The following is a 24,193-nucleotide window of genomic DNA, read 5'->3' on the forward strand; positions in this document are numbered from 1 at the left end:
TTATTAGGGGTTATGGCGGGAGTTATGAAATCACCTCATTAAACCTCTACACGGGCAAGGTTTCTGCAATCAGCACAGTTATTACACAGCTTTCTTTCGTAGAAGGCTTCGAGTAAATTTACAAAAATTATGCCTTTATATAACCCATCTCAAGTTACGGTTACGCCCTCTACAAGCGGCACTGCAACCCCTACAAGTGTTGCTGCTAGTACTACTTCGGTTTCTCTTCTAGCTGCAAACTTTGCCAGGAAGGGGACAACTATTTGGAATAATTCAACTGCTAATTTGTATGTTGAATTGGGTGCGACTGCCACCACTTCTGCTTTTACTGCTAGGGTTGGGGCTGGTGGATATTATGAAATTCCATTTACTTATACTGGTGCTATTAGCGGTATTTGGGATGCGGCTAATGGTTCGGCGTTAGTAAGAGAGTTTACATAATGCCTTTATTTAATGATATTCCAAATTCTTCATTAAATTTAATTCACCCTGGATATTTACCTAATAAGTATTACGCTTCTAGTGGTTTTTTTACTTCCTTTTCAGGAAGTACTCTTAATGTTGGATATATCTACTACAGCTATTTTTTAAATCCCTTTGATCAAAATTTTAGTAGTCTTGCATTTCACTTAAACACGGTTAATAGTAGTACTCAAAAAGTTAAGGTAGCCATTTATAAAATTACGAATGGGCTACCTTCTACATTAGTCAAAGATTTTGGCGAAATTTCTTTTACTACTGCTGGGGTCAAAGAAACCTTTAATTCTTTTTTTCTCACTGCCGGATGGTACGCGATTGCACTAGCAACGAATGAATCATCAACTAGTTTTATATGTCCTGGTAACAACATTCCACATTTAATCGGATTTCCATCTGTAGCCGCCGGGAACTTTAATGGTTATAGAGTTGTTTCATCCTATTCATCTGCATATCCGAATGTCGCTATTACAAGTAATATCACTGCGGCGCAAAGTCCTCTCTTTTGGTTAAAAACTGCATAAATTAAAAAATATATGAAAAATAATCTTGATATTATTTTGGGAATTATAGCGTTGATTGGAATTATCTACCGGGTATTTCAAGTTGAAACTGCAATTTACAATACGATTAAGGATTTAAAGGATACGGTCAATAATCGGATTGCTGCAAATGAGCTTAGTTTCGGTATGCATATGGCTGCTTATGCCGAGCGTAAAGAGCAAATTGATTATTTAATACACGCCCTTCAAGAGGAAATTGACCATAAGGCTAATCGGCTTTTGGGTGAAATTAAAGAACTCAAAGGAGAGCTAAAGTCAAAGCAAAAATCGGATGAGGGTTAAGATGTTATCACGCATTACCGTCAGGTCTGTAGTTGTAATTATTCTGGTAATCGGTGCGCTGGTGTTAGCGATCGCAGACCATAACTTCCGCCCTACCTTTGGAGACTTGGCGCTCAGTTGGTGTCGGCGGGTATTTGGCGCAACTACTGCCTGAGGCTAATAAGCGTGGGGATTCTTGCCATACTTTGCAGCTACACTGAGTAACATATGTTCTGTTAGTTCCATCAGCGACTTTTCGGCAAGTTCTAAGGCTCCCTGAGTCAGATCCACGGTGGAGAGGCTTGAGTTATAAGCTTCCAACTTGTCTTGGGTTGTTTTGATGGCGGTTGCAAACGAGTCAATTGTTACCCCATTGCCTAAGTCTAAGGTGGCACTGATCGATTTCAAAGACGCAATCCGACGCTGTGCTCTATCAAGTACTTTAGACCCGCGTTTTGGACGTGACATAAATCACTTTCCTGTTATTAATAATGCGCCAGGATAAAAACTGACCGAAGAGGCAGGGGAGCAGGGAGCAGGGAGCAGAGGAGAAAGATTGTAGGATTCCCCTGCAAAAAGGGATACAAGCCCCTATACATTTATGTATGGGGTTCTCCCCCCTGCCCCCTGCCCCCTGCCCCTTGTCCTCTTTTTGACTTCTACCCTGAACTGTACAGCACTAGGATAAACAGAATTAAGGTTACTTGACACCCGCATTATTCAGTATATTTGTAATTATTTACTACAAAAATATCGAATGGCTTTATGTAAATTCTTGGTGGTTAAGCGAATTCAATCAACGACTGCCCGAATTCAATCAACAACTGTCCGAATTCAGTAAACGACTGCCCGAATTCAATAAACGACTGCCCGAATTCAATAAACGACTGTCCGAATTCAGTAAACGGCTGCCCGAATTCAATAAACGACTGTCCGAATTCAGTAAACGACTGTCCGAATTCAGTAAACGACTGTCCGAATTCAATAGACCTCTTGCACTCATTCCCTAACACCCCACCCCGCGTTTGCGCTCTTCAAATGCGGGGTGGGGTTGTCAAGACTTGCAGCGACAAATGGCACAGAAGATATCTGATCTACTTTGATGTAATGCATCATTACTTGTTTAGTACTACCGCTGCTCTCTATTTGGAGACTGTGAATGCGTATAGCTTATTATTAAACGTGCCTTTGCCGTAGCGGCTGTAGCCGGAACCCCAATACACCGTACCATTAACCACCGCAGCACCTGCAACCACTGACCCCCCGCTGTTAAAACCCCAGAGAATTTTACCAGTCTTTGCCTCCAATGCATACATGTTATTCGCGCCTTGCCCTGATGCCATTGAGCCAGCATACACTACTCCATTCGCTACCGTCATTGGACCCTCATCCTTCGCACCTGCTGGGTCCGCAGTTTGCCAGATAATCTTGCCAGTCGCTGCGTCGAGCGCACTCCATGACCCAGCTGTGGTAGTCTCACCCGAGGGTTGTAGCTTGTACTCCTGGGATTGGGTGTTTACGATCGCGACATAAATTTGTTGACCATCCGTAGCCGAACCCCACTGGATTCCACCTGATGTGCCACCAGGACCAACGATTTGGCTCCAGACGATTTGCCCGCTATCCGGGTCAAGCGCCCAAAAGACACCACTTTTCTGCCCTGCGCCGATTAAGTCGCGCCGTTGTCCAGCATTTTTAACAGTAAATAGCATTGGTGCTTGGGCGAAATCATAATCCTCTCCTTGGGGGTCAGGGCAATTCCGCGCAATGCCAAACTGGCAGGAAACAGTCCACGTATCGTAACCCTCCAGCTTATTCGACCACTTAATCGCGCCGGTATCGAGATCGAGTGCCATGATCGCGTCAACATGATTGTTGGGATCGAGGCATTGCGACTCATCGCTGGGCGTTGGCGAAGAGAGATTGGCGATGCAATCTTTTGCCGTCTGGGGCACGTCGTTGTTATTGCCTGTTGCAATATATACCGAATTTCGCTTGGGGTCGATTGCTGGTGTACTGCCCCACACTGATGCGCCTGAGTAGCCACCCGGTAGACCACCGTTGTCCGGTACGGTGTAGGTCTTCCACAATATCTTTCCGGTGGTCAAATCGACTGATGCCATGCTGCCACGGAAGGTGCAGCATTCGTAATTTGGATTTACGAAAGCCTCTCCCTCCTCCAGTGAGGCAACCCCAACGTATACACGGTTGCCATAAATAGCTGGCGACTGAGTGATAATGGCGGTTGGATGAGAGTCAAGTTTTGTCTTCCAGATTAGCTTGCCCGTATCTTTGTTAATTGCCATCAGGTAAGCACCTCCCTGGCTGCCGATAATCACTTTGTTCCCCTTGACCGCTGGGCTTGTGCGCGACATCGCTATTGGGATAGTTGAGTAAGGTGTGCCCGAGCTCGCTGGTGGGATACTTGGGTCATTAATGTAGTTGGCGATAGTATTTGACCAAATCTGGGCACCCGTCTGTGCATCGATCTTGAACAAGTTTCCAGCCCAGTCAGGCAGGTATACAGCTCCATCTACAACCGCCGGTGTCGCTGATATCTCACCACCTGTAGTAAAAACCCATTTGGGGGATAAGGAAGCTACGTTCTCTGGTTTGAGATATCTCTCAGTCGCTTGATTGCGGGTATTGTTTAAGTTCTGACCACCCAACTTCCACTCGCCACCTAACTTCCACTCGCCATCCCACTTCCACTGACCATCATTAGCACGACTAGCAATCGTTGGCACGAGTAGTATCGATGCGATTGTAACAATTCCAACTGCTCGAAGGCAAAACGAATAACTTTTAGTCACCATTACCAAATTCCACTACTACTACTAAAGACAATCTGTTATGGCTGTGTTGTAGTTTTGGTAAAAAAGCCATAATTGCTGATAGCCTACCATAAAGTAAGGGTGTGTTATGCCGTAAGAATCGCGCACCGTAATTTGTCAATTGTGCCCTACTCTGAGTAATAACACACCTGACCGAAGAGGCAGAGGGGAAGGGGGCAGGGAGCAGGGGGAGCAAGCCCTTCCCCTCTGCGTGGAGCGAAGCGGAACATGGGTCACAAGCCCCGTCCTTCCAGGACGCTTGACTGGGGAGGGGAAACATACGCCTCGTCCCAGTCTCTCCCCTGCCCCCTTCTCCCTGCTCCCCTGCCTCTTGAAGTGACAATTTAATTTTCTACCTATCTCTGTAAGTTTGCGATAATATGGCGCTAACCTGAGAAATTTAGATTTATGATCCAGGATTTTGCCTTTTTAAAGCGGATATACAATGCTTTTGACCCATTTCGCCCCTTACCCGCAGGAGATCCCGCTTACGTTGATTGTACAGAAGTGCGGGGAGAAGGTGACATATTAGTAGAAGTAGGTAGAGAGATTTTGTATTCAGACAGAATGACCTCTCAACTGTATGCAGGTCATCGCGGTGCTGGAAAATCTACAGAATTACTGCGTCTTCAGCAATATTTAGATGAGGAAGGTTGCTTTGTTGTTTATTTTCCCGCCGATGAACAAGATATTGATCCAGAAGATGCCCAATATACTGATATTCTTTTAGCTTGTACCCGTCATTTATTAGAAAAATTAAAAGATACCAATCCAGCTAGTTTGTTGAACTGGTTAAGCGATCGTTGGCAAGATTTAAAAGATTTGGCATTAACTGAAGTCTCTTTAGAAAGCTTAAGTATAGAAGGGCAGATTTCCCAATTTGCCAAATTAACAGCAAATTTACGAACAGAACCTACTCAACGCCAAAAAATTCGTGAGCGTGTCAATCCACATACAATTACTTTGATTACAGCTTTAAATGAGTTTATTCAAGATGCGAAAAATAATTTACCTTCAGGATATTCTCAACTTGTATTAATTGCTGATAACTTAGACCGGATTGTACCTATACCTCAAGAAGATGGACGCAGCAATCACGACCAAATTTTTCTCGACCGTAGCGAACAACTCCAAGCTTTAGATTGCCATTTGCTTTACACAGTACCTATTTCTTTGTTGTATTCTAATCGCGCTACAGACTTAGCTAATACTTATGGTAATACTCAGGTATTGCCGATGATTATGGTGCAAACGCCGGATAATCAACCGTATCAGCGCGGTATTAATAAAGTTATAGAAATACTGCAAAAACGTCTGAGTTTGATAGATTATAGTAAATCTATCGTAGATATGTTTGAGCAGCGGGAAGCTTTAGAAAGACTATGCCTCATGAGTGGAGGTCATGTGCGAAATTTGTTATTATTAATGAAGGAGGCAATTAAAAATACTAACAGCCTGCCCATTCCTACCAGAGCCTTACAGCGTTCAATTAGCGAGTTGCGAAATACTTATCGAAATACTGTTTTTGCTAATGAATGGTCAGCTCTGGCAAATGTGTATCATTCTAAAGAAGTAGAAAACGATGCATTGTACCGAGGCTTATTATTTAATCGCTGTATTTTAGAATATCGTTATTTAAATGAAGACGGAGAAAGTCAAGTTTGGTATGATATTCATCCTCTGATTAAGGGAATTAAAGAATTTCAAGATACCTTTAATCGACTGTATCCATCAGAAAAATAAATCACTGTGTCATTGGTTAATATTAGCCAGTAGCGTGCGTTACGCCGAAGGCTAACGCACCAAAACATAAAGGCTGGTGCGTTACGCTCCGCGATAACACACCCTACATATACTAAAGGCTGGTGCGTTACGCTCCGCGATAACACACCTTACATATACTAAAGGCTGGTGCGTTACGCTCCGCGATAACACACCCTACACATACTGCAAAGCAGTACGCAGGCTATTAGGTATTACACGGCTAAGATTATGGCATTAGAACTGACAAAGTGGGATCAAGATTTACCATCACAAGGAGATGAAGAATATCAAGCCTTAGTCCGCACGCTGAATTTTACAGAAGGCTTTGGCTTATTATTTGTCCGTTGTTCTCCGGCTGAGGGTGAGCAGTTAATTGCCAAAATAAAAGAAGATATTACTAATAAAAATATCGAAGTTATACGGCTGAAGCAAGCTGTTAATAATTTATATGAAATAATTGATAAATTAGATAATAAAAACAAGATAAATATTTTATTTATTACAGGATTAGAGCATTCATTTTATGAATATGAAGAGTGCAAAAGCTATGCAGGTTGGGATAGCATAGATAGATATTCATATAGTTGGAAGGGTGTACCACCTGTTTTAATTAACCTTAACCAACAGCGAGAACGGTTTAAGGAGAACTTTAATATCTGTTTTGTGTTCTTGCTACCGATATTTGCAATTAAATATTTTATTCAACGTGCGCCAGATTTCTTTGATTGGCGTTCTGGGTTCTTTGAATTCCCTATAGATTCAGAAACTTTAGCACAAGAGTCATCACGCATAATCGAGGATGGAGATTATCAAAAATATCTCACTCTAACACCAGAAGAAAGAACTCAACAAATAATAAAATATCAAGAATTAATAGCAGAAGACCATCAAGTACCTGAACGTCAATATGATTTACTGATTAACCTGGGAAAATTGCAGTCTGCTGGACAAGATTATAAACAAGCGATCGCATCCTACGACAAAGCCTTAGAGATTAAACCTGATGAACACTACGCTTGGAACTTTCGGGGGTATGCGCTAGAGAATTTAGGACGCAATGAAGAAGCGATCGCATCCTATGACAAAGCTTTGGAATTTAAACCTGATGACCACTACGCTTGGAACTTTCGGGGGATTGCGCTACGAGATTTAGGACGCTATGAAGAAGCGATCGCATCCTTCGATAAAGCACTCTCCATTAAACCTGATTACCACCAAGCTTGGAACAACCGGGGGTATGCGCTAGAGAAATTAGGACGCGATGAAGAAGCGCTCGCATCCTACGATCAAGCACTCTCCATTAAACCTGATGACCACCAAGCTTGGTACAACCGGGGGTATGCGCTAGAGAAATTAGGACGCGATGAAGAAGCGATCAAATCATACTATAAAGCACTGCAATTAAACCTGATTTCACTCGTAAGAGGTTAGAGTGATTGCACATTTGTCAAGAGGGTGCAGGAAAAGGGGACATAATAGTGATGCGATCGCCTTTATCAAACTTAATTATTGTGGCAATTCCAGCACCTTCACCGAAAATTTTGCCTGCTGTGTGTGGATTGCCGATCTGACCATAAAAGCGAACGCTTACAATAAAGTTGATCCTAATTCCCCCAAAAATTCATGCAAATCGTTCTACCACCTGAAGTAGAAGTCCTGGTGCAACGCCAACTCAGTAGCGGTAAGTATCAGAATGCCATCGAAGTTATTCTTGCAGGCATAAAACTCCTAGAACAGCAAGAAGACATCTATCAAGGACGACTGCAAAACCTGCAACAAGAAGCACGCATTGGGTGGGAAGCGTCGCAGCGGGGTGAAGTTGTTGATAGAGTGACTGCAATGGCTCAAATTCGCGCCAATGTGCGATCGCGCTACAGTTATAATTCTCCGAATCACTGAACCCCACCCCCGTAAAGCTGCGCTTCACGTCCCCTCCCCGCTAGCGGGGAGGGGTAGGGGTGGGGTTCAGTGACTGGGGATATTACAACTAATCATCCGAACTTGATTCTAATGCTGTACTAAGCGAAGATACCGCTAGTAATCGTGCTAGATTGCGTATATTTCAGAGTTGCTAGCAAATCTGCACCTGCGCTAATGAGGGTGTCGTTACCGCTTTGGCTGATGTTCAAGTTGTTGAAAGTTAAATTACCAGTTAAAGTGATGCGTTCCCGCTTCGGGTTGCCGTAGGCATCGCCTTCATCAAACTTAATAATTGTCGCAACCCCAGCACCTTCACCCAAAATAAAGCGATCGCTTCCATTACCTGCAAAAATCGTATCAACACCAGTTGAGGTAATTGTATTGTTACCTCCTCCAGCAAAGATGATGTTATTTCCTGACCCTGCATTTATAATGTCATTACCAGCACCAGCGTATATAGTATTATTACCATTGCGTGCGTAGATGGTATTGTTGCCTTCACCCGCATAAATCGTGTTATTGCCACCTAAATCGTAAATGGTGTCATCATTATCAGTTCCATACAGTGTATCGTTTCCGACACCTCCTTGAATACCCAATAAGTTAGCGGGATTGCGAGGATTATAGCTGGTAGTGTCAATCGTCAACGCATTGGGTAAAGCGTTAACAATGTTTTCCCAAGGAACTAGTTTAAAGTTAGTTTTGACGTTTTCGCCATCGACAAGCTTTGCTGGGAGATTATTACCATCTTGGGTAACAAACAAACCAAAGGGAAAATTAGCACCTAGGGGAACGTTAATTACATCTGCACCATCAGATTGTTGTACACTATCAATTGACCCGTTATTCCCAACGGCAAATCTACCCAAGAAATCGTTGTTACCTTCACGGGTGTAAGCTGCAAAGGTGCTGTCACCTTGGCTGGATGCTAACAAGTAGCCTGTACCATCTTTGCCGTAATATATAGTTAGTCCTTCTGCGTCATCGGTGAGATTTTTTCCCCCCTCAAAGCGGACGCGATCGATTAAAGTACCAGTTGTACCACCGTTAGGTTCAGCTTGAAACTTCCAAATACCGACATCTTCTTGGGCAATGTAGAGAAAACCAAGTTCTTGATCTACGACTGTTCCCTCTGTTTGCGGAGAACGTCCGGGAGTTGTCGGTGAAGGTAAAGTGAATTCGCGTACTCGTTCTGCCCCTATCTTACCATTACCTTCGTCAATTAGTTTGAACTGCGCGACATCTCCAGTTGCTCGGCGATTGGTGAAGACGTAGTAATCATCGGTGACAGGACTGCGATATAATGCTAAACCGTAAGCACTGCGCGTTGATGGTGAATAAGGAGGTTCAAAGGGTAAATCTTGGAATAAAGTACCAATGCTGCTATCGGTGATGTCTTCTAGATATTCACCGGGATTATTCGGATTAATTTTGAAGATTGCGAGTTTATCGTTATTGCGATCGCTTGCGACGGCAATATCAATCGACTCACCACCCAACTTAAATCCATACTGCAAGTCGATATTGTTATAACGAATATTGCCAGGATTGACTTCTTGTACCAAGTTGCCTGATAAATCGTAAACTCGCAAACCGGCATTTTTCACCGTCGTTAATATCAAGCTTTTTTCTGAATTAGTCGAATTAACGTAGATTGCCGGATCGTCAGCATCAGCACGTTGGTCTATGGGTAGTGTTTCGTCGTCAAATAAATCAGGACGAGTTTCTACCGTTGGTGTTGCGGTAGGAATTAAATCTGCACCCAAAGTCAGAACTTGGGTAAATTGACTTTGGCTGAAGTTGTTATCACTCACCAACACAATCGATTGACGACCATCTGGTAACTTGGGACCGAAGGTGATACCTTCAATATTATCTGTGCCATTAGGCAAGTCGAGCGAGTTGAGATTTAACAGCAAGCGCTTTTGGGCAGGTTCGATTGCAGCAACTTGGTCAGAACTCAAACTGTTGAGGGAATCGGTAAAGCTGATATCAGTTGCACCTTGCAAACTGACTTCGTAGATTTTGATCGTATTGCCAACGCCAGCAGAGAAAGAACGTTCTAACGCGAGTAGTGTACCTCGATTATCAATTGCGAGTAAATCTACCAAACCATTATCAGCTGAACTTGTAGGGGGATTTGGTTGTGCAGCGATCGCATCTACATTATATAGATATTCTTTTTCAGGTTGTCCCGTAACCAGATTATATTGCAAAATGCGCGAACGAGAACCGTTAGTTAAAGAAGCGATCGCACCATCTTGAAATAAAGCGCTTTCAGTAGCGGTGTACAATGTCTTTTGGTTAGGTGCGATCGTCAGACTTTCAAAAGCCAAATTATTCCGAATCCCCGATACCTGAATATCACCCGCATCGACGACACCGTTATTATTCGTGTCATTTACCATTGGAAGGAACTTCTTCGGTATAGGTAAAGAGCGAATTTGCTGTCCTGTGGAAAGCGAGAATTCATTAATAAAAGGATTCGTCACCCTACCCACACTCGGATTCACCTCACCTTCAGAGGAGATAAAAACAGTGTTATTCTTGGTTAAAGCAATTCCCTCTGTATCTAAACTGTTGAGGGGAAACAAGTTGTTATTTCCGTCTTTGAGTGTGGTAACGTTGGTAAAATTCACTTCTGTTGAATCAGCAGTAAACGTATAAAAACGCGCAGGTGCAATTTGCGATCTATCATCAGAAATAGCGTAAAAGCGTTTATTTACAGCATCGTAAGTTACACCAGACAACCCACCCACAGGAGTTTGTACACCGTTCACCGTTCCCGCTACACCAGAAGGAATAAAGCCTGTAGGAAAAACTTTCTGTCCTTCATATCCTACACTAGAAATGGTTTTACCTGCTTCGGTTGCACCTAGCTGCAAATCTACCCAAACTTGACGATGGTCAGAAGAGGGGAAACCACCAGGAAGTTTCGGATCAAAAGTACCCACCAAAGAAAACGTCGGGTCAGTATTTAACGACCAAAATACACCAGAATTTTCGATTTGCAAATCAGTAGAAGGTAAAACATAATCTGTTCGGAGATTTCCCGGTGTAGTATCTGCAAAATCTGCCGTATCAAAAGCAGAATTTCCCCGTTGAGTTAGATTTGCACCACCTTGTAATATCGCTTGTTGCGGACCGCCCTCACTCGTAGGAATAAAGTTAGTATTGATATTGGGATTTAGTAACAATTGGCGAATCGCATTATCGAAGCTGTCACCATCTAGAGGGTCTGCATTCTGATCGCCCATAATTACAAAACTCGATGCTTGAGAAATACCACCTCTTTTTCCAGTATCATCATAAATATAATCGCCCTTTCCTGGCGTGATATAATCTGCCCAAAAGCGGATTTCATCATGATTGCGCTTACCATTACGGTCTTCTGTACCATCAAAAGTCGGGGGTGTGGGATGACTAACTAAAGCGTGAATCGTCTCACCATTCACTATGATAGGAACATCCCAATGACTTTTAGAAGAAAGTCGTAAAACAGCTTGTTCCTCTGACGAATACCAAGGAATTCCCGAACCGGGAGTGCTAATTGTCGATAATAACGAATCTGGCATATCTTTCCACAAAAAATTCTGGAAAGTTCGCACATTCGCAGTATCGATAGGATACTTCGACAGCAACAACATCCCATACTGACCGGGGAAATTGCCAAATCCGAAAGCATCATTACCGTATCCCGCTTCTGCTGGATTCGTAACTACCCTCCCATCATTATCTAAATCAAATCCGGAAGCGATACCCGTATTCGAGGGAGCAATGTAGACATAAGGATATTCTACCGGAGTCGCCCCATTTTGACTCACCCCAAGATAATTTTGTTGAAATAATTCAACAGCTTTCAGCGGATCTTCTGCAAAGTAATCAAACTCGTTAATTAACTGTACATCTGCATTAGTGCGCTGAATAATTTCTGCTACCGATTTCGCTTGGGGATTATTTGGGGTAGATAAATCGCTGATTAATTCACCTTCAGCGTTGCGGTTCAAGGATGCGTTAAACTGTGAAAACCGGATTGTATTCGTAGTTACCATATATTTATTCTGGGGTAAGATTTTTAACCACAGATGATTTATCTGTGGTTTGATGTAGTAAGCAATTTATTGCTTATTTGAGCGCTGAAGCGCTCACTACGAACTCATAAGCTACTTAACTGCACATACTTCAACGTCGCAAGCAAGTCACTACCCGCGCTAAGTAAGGTATCATTACCACTAACACTAACCGTAAAATTACTGCTTGAGAAACCGCTACCGCGAGTAATTTGGTCATTAGAAGAGAAACCGAAGATGGTAACTGCACCTACACCTGCATCAAGAATAAAGCGATGCCTACGGCAACCCGAAGCGGGAACGCTTCCACTACCCACATAAGCTATATCATTACCCGTTCCCGCAGATATGATGTTATTACCTTCACCACCATAAATCAAGTCATCACCTGCACCTGTAGATATAGTGTCATCACCCGCACCTGCATATATAATGTCATTGCCAGTTCCTGTAACAACCCGATTTTTACCTTCACCAGCGTAAACAGAGTTATTACCATTGCCCAAAAAGAAGACATCATTCCCCGCACCACCGTAAGCAACATCATTTCCAGCTTTAGCAAGAAAGATGTTATTACCTTCGTTACCGTAAAGTGTGTTGTTACCTTCACCACCATCTAATAAATCGTCAGATGAAGTACCGTTAATGGTATCATCTTCATTACCACCATTAAGACGCGATGTTGGTAAGCTCAATCCAGCAAGACCGACACGCGGATCTAAATTGAGTGGTTTGTCAAGCTGTAGTTGGATGATTTCGTTGTTATCAATTCCGGGAGGACGACCTACAGAGAAGGGATAATTATTGTCATTGGCAACTAAGATGGTATTTTCATCGAGTACCAAAACATCTTCGATGGTTTGGAAGGGAAATTTAAAGCTGGTGCTACCATCTTGATTCAAGTCATTCGGATCTTGAATGTTCAACAAGTCAACTACTTCTTCTTTAGCAACAAACCCATTTGCATCTTTTTGGGAGAAGTCAACTTTAAAGATTTTCTTGAATTTAGCGGTGTCACCTTGTCCGTTATCACGTTCAATCACCAAGTATTCATTATCGTTGATAACGGTCATGTCGCCGATCGCATTATTCTGGTCTTCCAATTTATAATATCCAACCAAACCTTGAAATTGTTGACTTGCGATATCAAATTTATGAATTCGCAAAGCATTTGCCGGATCGCCGACAACAGAACCCTCTAATAAAGGATATAATTTGGTTTTGTCAGGATTAATTGCCATACCCTCAAAACCTTTAGAAGCAGCTAGGTTAGAGACAGCAGTACCAGCAAGCACATCAGGATTATTAGGCGATCGCACTTTATCCCCAGCAATTTGATCTCTAACTTTATCTCCGGTTCCGGGGAAGTCGGTAAAATAGCCATCCACACCTAACTTAATAAACTGCTGAAACTCCAGTTCCGGATTGCCTTGATAATCTGCTGCTAAGAAGACATTTTCGTTACGGAAGGTGTACGGATGTACTAATAACCCGGCGTTATGAGCATCTGTAATTAAAGATGTTGGTGGTAAAGTGGTTTTATCAGCATCATTAACTGCACCATCACCATTAATATCATCCGCTTTCCCATCACCATCAGCATCAGTTCCTTTCACCGAAACAATCATCCGCTTCCAGGGACCAATTCCATCAGCGTAAGTTGCAACTTCCTTTAAACCTTCGGGAGTCCGCAAATCGCCATAAGTGCGAGAATCGCCACTTACCACAAAATCATAAGGCTGCTTCTCAATTAGTGTACCATCTAAAGCAACATCGGTTGCATCTAATAATTGTACCAGTGGTACATCAATGAGTTGGTTAAGTTCTTTGAGATTTCCAACTTCAAACGATTGAATAAAAACTCGACTTGGATCGGTGAAGTCGTTTTTCTTCAGGATATCAACTAACGGTTCTTCCAAAGAAAGTCCGACAGAATCGTGATAAGTCGGATGTTTGGTTTCTGGATAGATACCGATTTTCTTACCTGTGTCTGTTTCAACTTGCTTAACAAAATCGATGATTTCCTGAAGAGTGGGAACTTCAAATTGCCCGTTGTAAGATTGATCGCGAAAGTCAAGACGCTCTTTTGCTCGTAGAGTTTTAATTTCTGCTAAAGTAAAGTCGTCAGCAAACCAACCAGTTTCGGCAACACCATCGATAATTTTAGTTGTGAAGCGATCGCTAAATTCTGGACGAGTTGCTACATCGGTGGTATCTTTAATATTGACTTCATGACGAGCAATTAAAACGCCGTCTTTAGTTGATACCAAATCTGGTTCAATAAAATCAGCACCGCGCTCGATCGCTAATTTGTAGGAAGCGAGAGTATGTTCTGGGCGATCGCCACTTGCACCGCGATGACCGATGACAATTGGTGCTTTTCCGTTTAAAGTGTTGAGTTGAGCAAAGTTAGGCGTAGAAATAGGCGCATCTAACAATTTACCTGTAGCATCAAAGTGCAACAAATAAGGACCGAACTCATCTCCAATCCAGATTGTACCATCTTTCGCCAAATCAAAAGATTCAATATCAAAATCTGCACCAGTAAGTAAGCGTTCTGTCGTATTTTCGTTAACAATCTTAAAATCAGCTTTCTTATCCGGGTCAGCTAGCTGAATGAAGTTCAAAACATTAACGCTACCGTCACCTGCTTCTATACCTCGAAAGTTCGGGTTAACGCGATAGATTCTTAAAAGGAAATCAGAACTGTTTGTTTTAGCACCATACCCATTATCAGGCATAAACCAGAAGGTATTTTTGTCAGCAAACTGAACTCCGCTAAAACCTTGAATCGGTTGTCCGGGAAAGGGAATGGTGCGTCCGTTGGTATCACCTGTAATAGTACTACCGGATGGGAGATTATCAGCAAATGTATCGGCTGGTAACGTAGCAAAGCCTTTAAGTGTTACGTTTGACATATGTTTTTTCCCTGGTTTTGTGGTAATAATATTTGCCAAAAATACGAATTCTTACTTTTGCATTCTTCTATGCGATGTGGTTCATCTAAGTTAAAAATAACAGTAAAAAATTAAGCTCGAACTAGCTTTTTTGAATTGATAATGTGATAAAATACACTCTTCGTCAAAACGTGTAACTTTGAAATAAGCTTTCATTACACTTGTCTCAAAGTTCTCACACGTAGGTTAAGAGAAAGAAATGTTTGGATTAAAAGCAGTATTTTTTCTAAATAAGGATGTACGTAACTAAGGCGATCGCCTGTGTTTAAATAATGTATTTAAGTTAGGCGATCGCTTTTGTTATAGTAAGTGTTTAAACGCTTAATTAAGCACTCTCCGTGCTTACTACTTAACCAAAACGTCCAGAAACGTAATCGCGGGTGCGCTCATCAAGAGCGCTACCAAAAATTTGACTTGTGACTCCAAATTCTACCATTTGACCGATGCGACTTTCATCGGTGTTAAAGAAAGCTGTAAAATCAGAAACACGAGCAGCTTGCTGCATATTGTGAGTGACAATTGCAATTGTCAACTCACCACGCAAACTATCGATGAGTTCTTCAATTTTCATAGTCGCGATTGGATCTAAAGCCGAACAAGGTTCATCCATCAAAAGAACTTTTGGCTTGACAGCTAAAGCACGAGCGATGCAAAGTCGCTGTTGTTGTCCTCCAGAAAGTCCCAAAGCTGATTTATGCAGCTTATTTTTCACTTCATCCCACAAAGCAGCATTTTTGATGGCATTTTCGACAATTTCATCTAATTGAGCTTTGGAATTCAATCCGGCTATTCTCAATCCATATGCAACATTATCGTAAATACTCATCGGAAAAAGATTCGGCTTTTGAAACACCATTCCAATTTGCCGGCGTAATCTATTTAAATTAACGCGACGCTCATAAATATTCTGACCATAAAATTCTACTTGACCTTCTACCCGCACTTTACCTTCTAATTCACTAATGCGATTAATGGATTTAATAAAAGTCGATTTACCACAACCACTAGGACCAATAATTGCAGTTACTTTATTCTGGTGAATATCCATTGTCACTGCTTCTAAGGCTTTTGTAGTGCCGTAGAAAAAGCTCAGATTTTTGATTCTAATGGCTGGGATTAATTTATTCATTTTTGGCTATGTGAAATAAAACGTAAATAATTCTCGTATAGACGTTCCGGTGGAACGTCTCTACTGCGCTTATCGTACAGACGTTCCAATGGAACGTCTCTACTTTTTCCGACGAATAAATATGCGAGATAAAAGACTGATCAACAATACAAGACTGAGTAAAATGATAGAAGCAGTCCAAACTAATGCTGTTTTTTCTGGTGAGGGGTCGTTGTACAAATTAAAAATTAATACCGATAAAGAAGCTGTGGGACTAGATAAACTTTCTGACCAATATTGACTAAATAAAGCAGTAAAAATTAACGGTGCTGTTTCACCCGCAGCGCGAGATACACCTAATAAAACACCAGTGGTAATACCTGGTAATGCAGCGGCAACGACGACGCGAAAAGTAGTTTGCAGACGATTACCTCCCAAGGCAGCGGAAGCGAGACGTTGGGGAACGGGAATCAGTTTTAAAGCTTCTTCGGTGGTGAGTACGACAATCGGCAACATGATGACGGCTAAAGCAAAACCACCAGCTAAAGCACTAAATTGTTTCTGTACCAAAACTATCACACCATAAGCAAATACTCCCACAACAATCGAAGGCACGCCAGTCAAAATAGTGGTGATAAAACGAACACCACTTGCAATTTTAGAACCTTGACCAAACTCTGATAAAAAGATACCTGTCATCACTCCGCAGGGAATGCTAATTAAAGAAGCGATCGCCACCATTACCAAAGTTCCGACAATCGCATTAGCAAAGCCGTTATCAATCACTTCTTTAAAGAACATTTCCGGTTTCAATCCAGAAAGTCCTCGCGTGATAATTTCCCAGACAACTGACAGCAAAGGAATCAACGCTAAAGTTGCCAAAGCAAATGCAATAACTGTCATTCCATAGTCAAAGAATAGCCGCTTACCTTGTAAAGGACTACATAATTCTTTTGCTAATGATTCATTTATTTCTGATTCTTGATAGCTACTCATAAGATTTTGGGCATTGGTAATTGGTAATTGGTAATTGGTAATTGGTAATTGTTTTTTCTTTTTCCCCATTCCCCATTCCCCATTCCCCATTCCCTATTTTTTCTTTACACCAAGTAACTGCACCAACATAACGGCACCAATATTCACGGCTAAAGTTAAAGCGAATAAAATCAAAGCTAAATAAGTTAAAGAGCCAATGTGCAATGCGCTTGCTGCTTCCGGGAATTCATTAGCTAATACGGCAGGAATTGAGTAACCAGGGTCGAGTAAGGAAGAACTGATAACTGAAGAGTTACCGATTACCATAGTTACAGCCATTGTCTCACCCAAAGCTCGCCCTAAAGCCAACATCGCTGCACCGACGATTCCAGAAGCACCTGAGGGTAGCAATACTCTAAAAATTGTTTCCCAGCGGGTGGAACCCAAAGCCATAGATCCGGTTCGCAATTCACGGGGAACTACTAACAAGACATCTCGACTAATTGCTGCCATCGTGGGCAAAATCATGATAGCCAAGATGATACCTGCGATCAACATGCTCGGACCTGAGGCTTGAGTGTTAAATAGGGGTATAACTTGAAATTTATCGTATAACCAGTCCTGCAAGGGTGTGAGGAACGGAATTAAAACGTAAATTCCCCACAATCCAATGATGACGCTGGGAATGGCAGCGATGAGTTCGACAACAAACGCTATAGGCGATCGCACCCAATTTGGCAGAAAATCTTCGCTTGTAACTAAAGCTACTGCCAATCCTATCGGTACGGCGAGGAGCAAAGAAAGGGCGCTACTGATTATTGTCCCATAAATATAAGGCAAAGCACCATAAATTTCATTGGGTACATCCCAATCTTTGCCCCAGAAAAATCCTAATCCAAATTTAGCGATCGCTGGGCGAGCTTTGTCAAAAATTACCCAACTTATCCAAAACAGCAGGGCAACTGTCAAAAAAGCAAAGCTACGAACTAGCCATATAAACCCATCATCTATAGATAAATTTTCCCCTTTTTTATTTGTAATATCAAGATCAATATTTACTGGATTAGGAACTTCTTCGGATACATTTGCCATAGATAATTAATATAGCTTGACTACATAAATGTTATTTTGGCGTTGCTGAATTCGAGTATGAAATTTAAAAATCGACTATTTCAATCTCTTACTCTTTGCGCGCCAGTCGCCTCAAACTCCTCCAACCCCCCTTCGGGTTCGCCACTTCGACGGGACGGTACAGGCAACCGCCGAGTGGACTCACCGCAACGCGCTGGCTTGCCTTTGCGTGAGGTAAATTCATACTTATAATCAGCAACGCCGTTATTTTTTGAGTTCCTCGGTAGAGGGTTTATTCTCTACCGAGATATATCTGCAAATTACAAACTATTTAACATTGCTGTTAACAGTATTAATCACTTGACCTGCTACACCACTAGGAATGCGGGTATAGTTAAGGTCATCGTTGATATCTTGACCTTTTGTAAGAATCCACTGAACCAAGCTTTTGACAGCTTTCGCTTTAGCTGGGTCTTTATAGCTTTTGTAAACCATAATCCAAGTCATTCCCACGATGGGATAACCTTGTCCTGGATCTGCTACGAAAACGCGGTAATTGCTAGGAAATTGCACATTTGATAAAGCTGCATTTGCAGTCTGTAAAGAAGGAGCAATAAATTGTCCCGCTTTGTTTTGCACTTCTGCTGATTTCAGGTTGGCTGATTTAGCGAATTGATATTCAACATAACCAATAGAACCGGGAGTGCGAGCTACTATTGCAGCTACACCTGGGTTTCCTTTTCCTTTGAGGCTATTTGTCAACCATTTTGGCGATTTGCTAACACCAATTCTGCCTTTAAAATAAGGATTAATAGCGCTTAAATGGTCTGTAAAAATGAAGGTTGTACCGCTACCATCGGCACGAACAACAGTTTTAATTGGTTTATTTGGGAGATTAACTCCTGGATTATCAGCTTTGATTTTCGGGTCGTTCCATTTAGTAATTTGACCAGAAAAAATTGCTGGAAGTGTAGTACGAGACAATTTTAAGTTATTAACACCAGGAGCGTTGTAAACAACGGAAACTGCACCACCTGCGGTAGGTACTAAAATGACACCTTGCTTGACTTTAGCTATTTCTGCATCGCTCATTGCTGCATCGCTTGCACCAAAGTCAACTGTGCCGGCGATTGTTTGGTTGACACCACCACCGCTACCAATTGCTTGATAGTTAATTTTTAAGTCTGGGATGGTTTTTGTAACTTCACGGGCATATTTTTCATAAAGCGGTGCCGGAAAGGTTGCTCCCGCACCATTTAAAGTTACAGCAGAAGCGATCGCCCCAAAAATTGGACTAAATGCAACAGCTACTGTTACCAATGAAGTAGTAACAGCACGATTCAAGGAGCTGATAGAAAAAATCATATTACCTCGTATTCTGGAAATGGTATTGTTAAGATACAACCAGAAATAAAATTACATCGTTTATACCGATCAAGACTTTAAGTAAGGTTTAAGTACTTATTAAATAATAGTTAACTTTAGTTTTTGGTATCAAATTAGTGATTAATTGTTTTCTAAAATACAATTATTATTTTTTCCTAAAAATTGAAATCTGGAAATGATAAAAAATAATAAAAAACCCTTCCTTAATAACCAAGCACCCTTTCTTTACTCATAGTGCAATCTTGCTCTTCAAAGCGATCGCCTACAAGCGTTGGATGACAATTTTTCTTTTCTTGACCCTAACAACGCCAGTTCGCCCAAGCGACTGCCTCCCATGCAGCCCTATTTTCAAGGATTAATTCTGCTGCCTCATCTAGCGACTCTTGGTTTTGGTGTTGGTGCTGGTGGGCAAGTGATTAGCACCTATCCCTACTTCGTAATCAGCGTCTTGCATCTAATCCCTTCAGTTATTCTGGCAGCCGGTGGTATTTACCACTCCCTGCTAGGACCAGAGGTGTTAGAAGACAATCCTACTTGGGCTGGCTTTTTTGGCTACGACTGGAAAGATAAAGACAAGATGACAACAATCCTAGGCATTCACCTAACGCTTTTAGGTTTAGGTGCTTTGGCTTTGGTTGCCAAGGCGATGTTTTGGGGTGGAGTGTTTGACCCTTGGGTAGCTGGGGGTGGAAATGTAAGGGTAATTAATCATCCAACGCTCAACCCTGTCCGCATCTTTGGCTATCTGTTTGGGGCTTGGGGACCAGAGGGAATGGCAGCTGTTGATAACTTAGAAGATGTTGTCGGCGGTCATATCTGGGTTGGTTTGATGTTAATTGGCGGTGGTATTTTCCACATTTTGACTAAGCCGTTTGCCTGGGCACGCCGAATTTTGATTTACTCAGGAGAAGCGTATCTGTCTTACAGCATTGGTGCTGTAGCATACATGGGCTTTTTGGCGGCATACTTTGCGTCGGTCAATAACACCGTCTATCCTGAAGTTTTCTATGGTCCGATTAAAGCTATGATATCCAGAAAAAGTTAAATCTTTAACTTTATTAGCTGTGGGTGCTGATGCAGCTCTTGACTGGCAAGCTCATTACTATACCCATCTCCCTTTCTTGAGTCACCAAAAGATTCTGACTGCGATGGTGTACAACTTATTTGGCTATCAGAATGAACACACCGTCAAGCGTCTAGAAAGTATTTTGGAGCAAGATAAGAATTGCTCGCTCTCACCTCACTCGCTATTTAAACGGTTAAGCGTGCCTCCTTGTCCAGTCCCTGTGCCCTTAATGGTTTGTGGTAGCACTGACGATATCATTGTAGAACGCGATGCCCTGCAAGGATGGCGACCGTTTTTGATGGAGGGCGATCGCTATTGGGAATGTCAAAAAGGACGGCATTTTTTTCACTTATTCGAGCCGGAAATCGTTGCAGAACAGATTCTCGACTTCTGGCAATCTCTACGTCAGTTGGATTCAGTTTGTTCTTTGTTGAAAGTTTAAGCAAAAAAGCAGAAATAACAGAAATGGTGCGTTCAGATACTTCAAGCCCGGTAATCAGCGGATTTCTCCGGACATAGCGTGCTAGAAACCGAAGCCCCTAACTCGGCAATATCTCGCAATGCCTTGAGGAAAATCCCCAAAGCGCCGTTCCAATCTCTAGGAAGTTTGTGTCCACATTTAGGACATTTAAACTTCTTAGAACTCCCTAATAATAAGTGAACGTGTCCGCAAGATGTGCAAGTTTTTGAGGTGTATTCCTCGGTTACATCCATCACGGTACAACCACGCTTTAATGCTTGGAACTTTAATGTTTGTTTAAATCTAAAATGCGACCATCTAAGCATTTGGCGCACAGTTTTACAATTAATCTTTCTTTTTTTATTTCCTGTCTTGGCTACCATTTGGGAAGTCTCAAAAGTCGGAAGGAAGATTAATCTGTACTCCGTAGTCAACCATTTAGCAACTTTCTTGTGGCATTCATCAATCAAATTACGAACACGAATAAATAAACTATCAATTTTAGATTGTGTTCTCTGTCTTTGACGTTTATTTGCTCGTCCTTTTAGCTTTGACTTTTGAGAAATTAATCCATCAATAAAACGGCACAATCTATATATCTTGGCTATGTCGTTATTACCAATATCTATAAATTTATCCCCGTCAAATCCCGTCAAGAAAGAACGCACGCCTGGGTCAAGAGCAATCATTGTCTGTTTGTCCGAAAGTTGAGGTATAAACTCAACTGGGAACACTGCAAACCAACGCTTTTTATCATAAACAAGCTGAGTAGATTGTTCCCATGTTTGTTTGCGAACACGAAGCTTGAATGACTTATCTTTGTGTTTAGCCTGATACTCTATATCCTTTGATGGCAATGGCTCTGAAGCTTCAAAGCTTAAGCCTTTTACAAACGTAGAATACCATGTTGCGTTGGAATAATTCTCAGGCTGAAACTTAATAGCACGTTTTGCATCTTTCCAACTTCTAAATCTACCTGCCTCACTCTGCTTAGTACCTTGTTTTCTACTCTTCACAAACGCATCGTAAGCATCAATAACTGCTTCACCTTTCGGATTGTAAGGCACTTCCTGTACCCATTGAGGAGTGTTTTTAAGGATTAATTTCCTTAAATCGTACTTAGAAACCTTACCATGTTTTCTAAGATATGCTATTGCTTCGTTATAACAATATTTAGTTGCCGCGAGCCATTTTTTCCAGATTTGATGGAGTTTCGGCTCTGGGTAAATTCTTATCTTTAGAGATTTCAGATTTGTATTTTCTAAGTCCGTAGAGTCGGGCGCTAAAGCAGTGGAGGATGGCAAGGATGTCTTCAACCATTTCACGTTCGGGAGATAATTCAACTTGGTTGAGAACCACGATTTCGCAAGAGTTAAGGGAACAGAGCCAGGCGAAGAAATCGAAACCAAATCTTGCAAGTCGGTCTTTATACGCGATAACAATACGCTCGATATCTCCTTGCATAACTCGCTCCAATAAGGCGAGAAACTTCTTTCTTTTGTAGTTAAGACCTCCTCCAATTTCTGCGATAATTTCTGAGTTAGGGTATTTAGATTCGAGATAATCACATTGACGCTGTAAGTCTTCTCGCTGTTTAGGACTTGAGACTCTGGCGTAGATAACGGTGCATCGAACAGGTTTAGTTGTAAATGCTGTGATGTCGTAACGTCTTTGACCTCCGACAGTACGGATTGCCGTGATTTTCTCTTCTTTTTCCCAACGTCGCAGGGTTCGTTCATTAACCCCAAGAGTTCTAGCTGCATCTGCTGGTGATACATATTTATCGGACATCGCAACAATTTTAGACTACATTGATATCCTAGCACGATGTCCGGATTTGTCCAACGATTTCATTATTTAGTATCAGCAGCACAGAGCGATCGCTTTTTTATGATGATTTTTTATCAAGGCGATCGCTATTGCTTGCGGAAAACACCATTTTGAGTAAGTCAAATGCCATTTTGCTTGCGGAAAACACTAAAATGAGTAAGTCAAATGCCATTTTGCTTGCGGAAAACACTAAAATGAGTAAGTCAAATGCCATTTTGAGTAAGTCAAATGCCTTTTTGCTTGCGGAAAACACTAAAATGAGTAAGTCAAATGCCTTTTTGAGTAAGTCAAATGCCTTTTTGCTTACTCATTTCAGTAGATCGCGCACTCATTTCAATAGATTCGGTAAACAAAAAGCCCGATCGCTTAATAATTTAAGTAGATTGCGTACTCATAACGGTGGCATTCGCTTTTTGATGATGATTTTTTATCGAGGCGATCGCAACGTTTCGTATAAATAACTCATAATTACTCTTCTTTACTATTTGACTTTTCGCTAACTTCTTGAATGCTTACATCGGCTGTTGAAGATTCATGCCAAAATTCAAGATAAATTAGTTCGAGTTCGCTACCTACTTGAGAAAAATAGTTCATTTGGCGCGATCGCACAATTATAAAAATTCGCAAAAACACCAAAGCCAGAATCGCTACACTCATCCCAGTTGCAGACGCAATCAGCGCTTGAGCGATACCACTTGCAACCGCAGACAGATGAACACTGCTTACCTGACCAGTTCTTAAATGTTGGAAGGTGGTGAATAGACCGGCTGATGTGCCTAATATACCCAGTAGTGGAGCGATCGCCATCACGCTTTCCAGCACTTTATCACCTTTATACATCTCGACACATTCTTTATCAGATGATGCTTTGATTGCCAGGTGAAAGATTTCTGGAGAAGCTTTCCGCAGTCTTAGCGGTGCTAACAAAAAGCGACCAATCGCTAAACCTTGAGAACGAGATGCGATCGCTTCTGCCTTTTCTAAGTCTAACCGAGCTGCACTCAACACTTCCTGCACTATCTGTTTTTCTTGGATAATTAGCTTAAACCAGAACCAACAGCGTTCTACAGCACAGCCAAACGTAACAACAGATAAAACCAACAGGGGAAACATAACAAAACCGCCTGCCAGTAAAATGTCATATATTCTCGTCATATTTAATTAACTAGGCACAATGGTTGTAAAAATTAATGCAGATTCCGGCTAGGATACCTGAATATTTTGTTTGCGATCGTTAAAAAATAATAAATTATAGGGCATTTGGGCATGGGGCATTGGGCATTGGGCATTGGGCATTGGGCATTGGGCATTGGGCAGGGGGCAGGGGGCAGGGGGCAGGGGGCAGGGGGCATGGAAACAACCAACAACCAACAACTAACCACTAACAACCAGCAACTAACAACCAGCAACTAACAACCAGCAACTAACCACTAACAACCAGCAACCAACAA

21 protein-coding genes and 2 pseudogenes are annotated in these 24,193 nt (G+C 41.9%); 12 read left to right on the forward strand and 11 right to left on the reverse strand.

Going from position 1 to position 24,193, the window contains the following annotated elements:
- Positions 1 to 129: 129 nt before the first annotated feature.
- From PI95_RS13750 to PI95_RS13765, 4 genes are read left to right on the forward strand one after another with little or no spacing between them, the layout of a single operon-like run.
- Complete coding sequence (locus tag PI95_RS13750) at positions 130 to 441, forward strand: hypothetical protein (protein ID WP_039747690.1); 312 nt, start codon at positions 130 to 132, stop codon at positions 439 to 441.
- Positions 441 to 1,001 carry a hypothetical protein gene (locus PI95_RS13755; RefSeq protein ID WP_039747692.1) on the forward strand — a complete coding sequence of 187 codons (561 nt, stop codon included), beginning with the start codon at positions 441 to 443 and terminating at the stop codon, positions 999 to 1,001. Before PI95_RS13750 ends, PI95_RS13755 begins: the two co-directional genes overlap by 1 nt.
- Before the next feature lie 12 nt (positions 1,002 to 1,013).
- Complete coding sequence (locus PI95_RS13760) at positions 1,014 to 1,322, forward strand: hypothetical protein (RefSeq protein WP_039747694.1); 309 nt, start codon at positions 1,014 to 1,016, stop codon at positions 1,320 to 1,322.
- Between the two features lies 1 nt (position 1,323).
- Positions 1,324 to 1,476, forward strand: coding sequence for a hypothetical protein (locus tag PI95_RS13765; RefSeq protein WP_163518873.1), 153 nt, complete (start codon positions 1,324 to 1,326; stop codon positions 1,474 to 1,476).
- A 2-nt stretch (positions 1,477 to 1,478) separates the two neighbouring features.
- On the opposite strand, the gene PI95_RS13770 is transcribed toward PI95_RS13765, so the two are convergent.
- A complete protein-coding gene (locus tag PI95_RS13770) occupies positions 1,479 to 1,709 on the reverse strand; it encodes a hypothetical protein (protein WP_201280443.1) in 231 nt (76 codons plus the stop codon).
- 734 nt (positions 1,710 to 2,443) lie between these two features.
- Positions 2,444 to 4,117, reverse strand: a complete 1,674-nt coding sequence (locus PI95_RS13775) for an outer membrane protein assembly factor BamB family protein (RefSeq protein ID WP_052325227.1) — start codon at positions 4,115 to 4,117, stop codon at positions 2,444 to 2,446.
- Between the two features lie 426 nt (positions 4,118 to 4,543).
- Between PI95_RS13775 and PI95_RS13780 the strand changes: the two genes are divergently transcribed.
- The 4 genes from PI95_RS13780 (at position 4,544) to PI95_RS13790 (ending at position 7,798) form a co-directional block, all read left to right on the forward strand.
- Complete coding sequence (locus PI95_RS13780; protein WP_039747698.1) at positions 4,544 to 5,878, forward strand: P-loop NTPase family protein; 1,335 nt, start codon at positions 4,544 to 4,546, stop codon at positions 5,876 to 5,878.
- Between the two features lie 249 nt (positions 5,879 to 6,127).
- Positions 6,128 to 7,330, forward strand: a complete 1,203-nt coding sequence (locus PI95_RS13785; RefSeq protein ID WP_039747700.1) for a tetratricopeptide repeat protein — start codon at positions 6,128 to 6,130, stop codon at positions 7,328 to 7,330.
- 5 nt (positions 7,331 to 7,335) lie between these two features.
- Entirely contained in the window at positions 7,336 to 7,470 is a 135-nt protein-coding gene (locus PI95_RS36805) for a hypothetical protein (RefSeq protein ID WP_268896771.1), read from the forward strand.
- Between the two features lie 52 nt (positions 7,471 to 7,522).
- A complete protein-coding gene (locus tag PI95_RS13790; RefSeq protein ID WP_039747701.1) occupies positions 7,523 to 7,798 on the forward strand; it encodes a ribbon-helix-helix domain-containing protein in 276 nt (91 codons plus the stop codon).
- 119 nt (positions 7,799 to 7,917) lie between these two features.
- On the opposite strand, the gene PI95_RS13795 is transcribed toward PI95_RS13790, so the two are convergent.
- From PI95_RS13795 to pstS, 6 genes and pseudogenes are all read right to left on the reverse strand, one after another.
- Positions 7,918 to 11,871 carry a phytase gene (locus PI95_RS13795; RefSeq protein ID WP_039747703.1) on the reverse strand — a complete coding sequence of 1,318 codons (3,954 nt, stop codon included), beginning with the start codon at positions 11,869 to 11,871 and terminating at the stop codon, positions 7,918 to 7,920.
- Between the two features lie 104 nt (positions 11,872 to 11,975).
- A pseudogene (locus PI95_RS13800) lies at positions 11,976 to 14,807 on the reverse strand (esterase-like activity of phytase family protein); the annotation flags it as partial.
- Positions 14,808 to 15,195: 388 nt separating this feature from the next.
- Positions 15,196 to 15,975, reverse strand: a complete 780-nt coding sequence (gene pstB / locus PI95_RS13805; RefSeq protein ID WP_039747707.1) for a phosphate ABC transporter ATP-binding protein PstB — start codon at positions 15,973 to 15,975, stop codon at positions 15,196 to 15,198.
- 99 nt (positions 15,976 to 16,074) lie between these two features.
- Complete coding sequence (pstA, locus tag PI95_RS13810) at positions 16,075 to 16,950, reverse strand: phosphate ABC transporter permease PstA (protein ID WP_039748849.1); 876 nt, start codon at positions 16,948 to 16,950, stop codon at positions 16,075 to 16,077.
- 93 nt (positions 16,951 to 17,043) lie between these two features.
- Positions 17,044 to 18,021 carry a phosphate ABC transporter permease subunit PstC gene (pstC, locus tag PI95_RS13815; protein ID WP_039747708.1) on the reverse strand — a complete coding sequence of 326 codons (978 nt, stop codon included), beginning with the start codon at positions 18,019 to 18,021 and terminating at the stop codon, positions 17,044 to 17,046.
- 306 nt (positions 18,022 to 18,327) lie between these two features.
- Entirely contained in the window at positions 18,328 to 19,365 is a 1,038-nt protein-coding gene (pstS, locus tag PI95_RS13820; protein ID WP_039747710.1) for a phosphate ABC transporter substrate-binding protein PstS, read from the reverse strand.
- Positions 19,366 to 19,717: 352 nt separating this feature from the next.
- On the opposite strand from pstS, the pseudogene PI95_RS13825 reads away from it, so the two are divergent.
- Positions 19,718 to 20,413 (forward strand): annotated as a pseudogene (locus tag PI95_RS13825) (chlorophyll a/b binding light-harvesting protein); the annotation flags it as partial.
- A gap of 37 nt (positions 20,414 to 20,450) precedes the next feature.
- Positions 20,451 to 20,894 carry a hypothetical protein gene (locus PI95_RS13830; protein ID WP_236117058.1) on the forward strand — a complete coding sequence of 148 codons (444 nt, stop codon included), beginning with the start codon at positions 20,451 to 20,453 and terminating at the stop codon, positions 20,892 to 20,894.
- A gap of 41 nt (positions 20,895 to 20,935) precedes the next feature.
- Here PI95_RS13830 and PI95_RS13835 read toward each other — a convergent pair whose 3' ends face one another.
- Together PI95_RS13835 and PI95_RS13840 are read right to left on the reverse strand one after the other, a co-directional pair.
- Complete coding sequence (locus tag PI95_RS13835) at positions 20,936 to 22,162, reverse strand: RNA-guided endonuclease InsQ/TnpB family protein (RefSeq protein ID WP_236117061.1); 1,227 nt, start codon at positions 22,160 to 22,162, stop codon at positions 20,936 to 20,938.
- Entirely contained in the window at positions 22,086 to 22,703 is a 618-nt protein-coding gene (locus PI95_RS13840; protein ID WP_163518875.1) for an IS607 family transposase, read from the reverse strand. Before PI95_RS13840 ends, PI95_RS13835 begins: the two co-directional genes overlap by 77 nt.
- 191 nt (positions 22,704 to 22,894) lie before the next feature.
- On the opposite strand from PI95_RS13840, the gene PI95_RS13845 reads away from it, so the two are divergent.
- Entirely contained in the window at positions 22,895 to 23,203 is a 309-nt protein-coding gene (locus PI95_RS13845) for a hypothetical protein (protein WP_163518876.1), read from the forward strand.
- Positions 23,204 to 23,210: 7 nt separating this feature from the next.
- Here the strand turns inward: PI95_RS13845 and PI95_RS13850 are convergent, their stop codons facing one another.
- Complete coding sequence (locus tag PI95_RS13850) at positions 23,211 to 23,897, reverse strand: MotA/TolQ/ExbB proton channel family protein (protein ID WP_039747718.1); 687 nt, start codon at positions 23,895 to 23,897, stop codon at positions 23,211 to 23,213.
- Positions 23,898 to 24,008: 111 nt separating this feature from the next.
- Here PI95_RS13850 and PI95_RS13855 point away from each other — a divergent pair, with 111 nt between their 5' ends.
- Complete coding sequence (locus PI95_RS13855; RefSeq protein WP_163518877.1) at positions 24,009 to 24,155, forward strand: hypothetical protein; 147 nt, start codon at positions 24,009 to 24,011, stop codon at positions 24,153 to 24,155.
- Positions 24,156 to 24,193: the final 38 nt, after the last annotated feature.

The sequence above is a fragment of the Hassallia byssoidea VB512170 genome, assembly GCF_000817785.2.
GTDB lineage: Bacteria > Cyanobacteriota > Cyanobacteriia > Cyanobacteriales > Nostocaceae > Hassallia > Hassallia carrinoi.

Bases quoted from the DNA above. Each gene is read 5' to 3' on its own strand.
- PI95_RS13750 (WP_039747690.1), top strand. From the start codon at position 130: ATGCCTTTATATAACCCATCTCAAGTTACGGTTACGCCCTCTACAAGC.
- PI95_RS13755 (WP_039747692.1), top strand. From the start codon at position 441: ATGCCTTTATTTAATGATATTCCAAATTCTTCATTAAATTTAATTCAC.
- PI95_RS13760 (WP_039747694.1), top strand. From the start codon at position 1,014: ATGAAAAATAATCTTGATATTATTTTGGGAATTATAGCGTTGATTGGA.
- PI95_RS13765 (WP_163518873.1), top strand. From the start codon at position 1,324: ATGTTATCACGCATTACCGTCAGGTCTGTAGTTGTAATTATTCTGGTA.
- PI95_RS13775 (WP_052325227.1), bottom strand. From the start codon at position 4,117: ATGGTGACTAAAAGTTATTCGTTTTGCCTTCGAGCAGTTGGAATTGTT.
- PI95_RS13780 (WP_039747698.1), top strand. From the start codon at position 4,544: ATGATCCAGGATTTTGCCTTTTTAAAGCGGATATACAATGCTTTTGAC.
- PI95_RS13785 (WP_039747700.1), top strand. From the start codon at position 6,128: ATGGCATTAGAACTGACAAAGTGGGATCAAGATTTACCATCACAAGGA.
- PI95_RS13790 (WP_039747701.1), top strand. From the start codon at position 7,523: ATGCAAATCGTTCTACCACCTGAAGTAGAAGTCCTGGTGCAACGCCAA.
- PI95_RS13795 (WP_039747703.1), bottom strand. From the start codon at position 11,871: ATGGTAACTACGAATACAATCCGGTTTTCACAGTTTAACGCATCCTTG.
- pstB (WP_039747707.1), bottom strand. From the start codon at position 15,975: ATGAATAAATTAATCCCAGCCATTAGAATCAAAAATCTGAGCTTTTTC.
- pstA (WP_039748849.1), bottom strand. From the start codon at position 16,950: ATGAGTAGCTATCAAGAATCAGAAATAAATGAATCATTAGCAAAAGAA.
- pstC (WP_039747708.1), bottom strand. From the start codon at position 18,021: ATGGCAAATGTATCCGAAGAAGTTCCTAATCCAGTAAATATTGATCTT.
- pstS (WP_039747710.1), bottom strand. From the start codon at position 19,365: ATGATTTTTTCTATCAGCTCCTTGAATCGTGCTGTTACTACTTCATTG.
- PI95_RS13840 (WP_163518875.1), bottom strand. From the start codon at position 22,703: ATGTCCGATAAATATGTATCACCAGCAGATGCAGCTAGAACTCTTGGG.
- PI95_RS13845 (WP_163518876.1), top strand. From the start codon at position 22,895: ATGAGTAAGTCAAATGCCATTTTGCTTGCGGAAAACACTAAAATGAGT.
- PI95_RS13850 (WP_039747718.1), bottom strand. From the start codon at position 23,897: ATGACGAGAATATATGACATTTTACTGGCAGGCGGTTTTGTTATGTTT.
- PI95_RS13855 (WP_163518877.1), top strand. From the start codon at position 24,009: ATGGGGCATTGGGCATTGGGCATTGGGCATTGGGCATTGGGCATTGGG.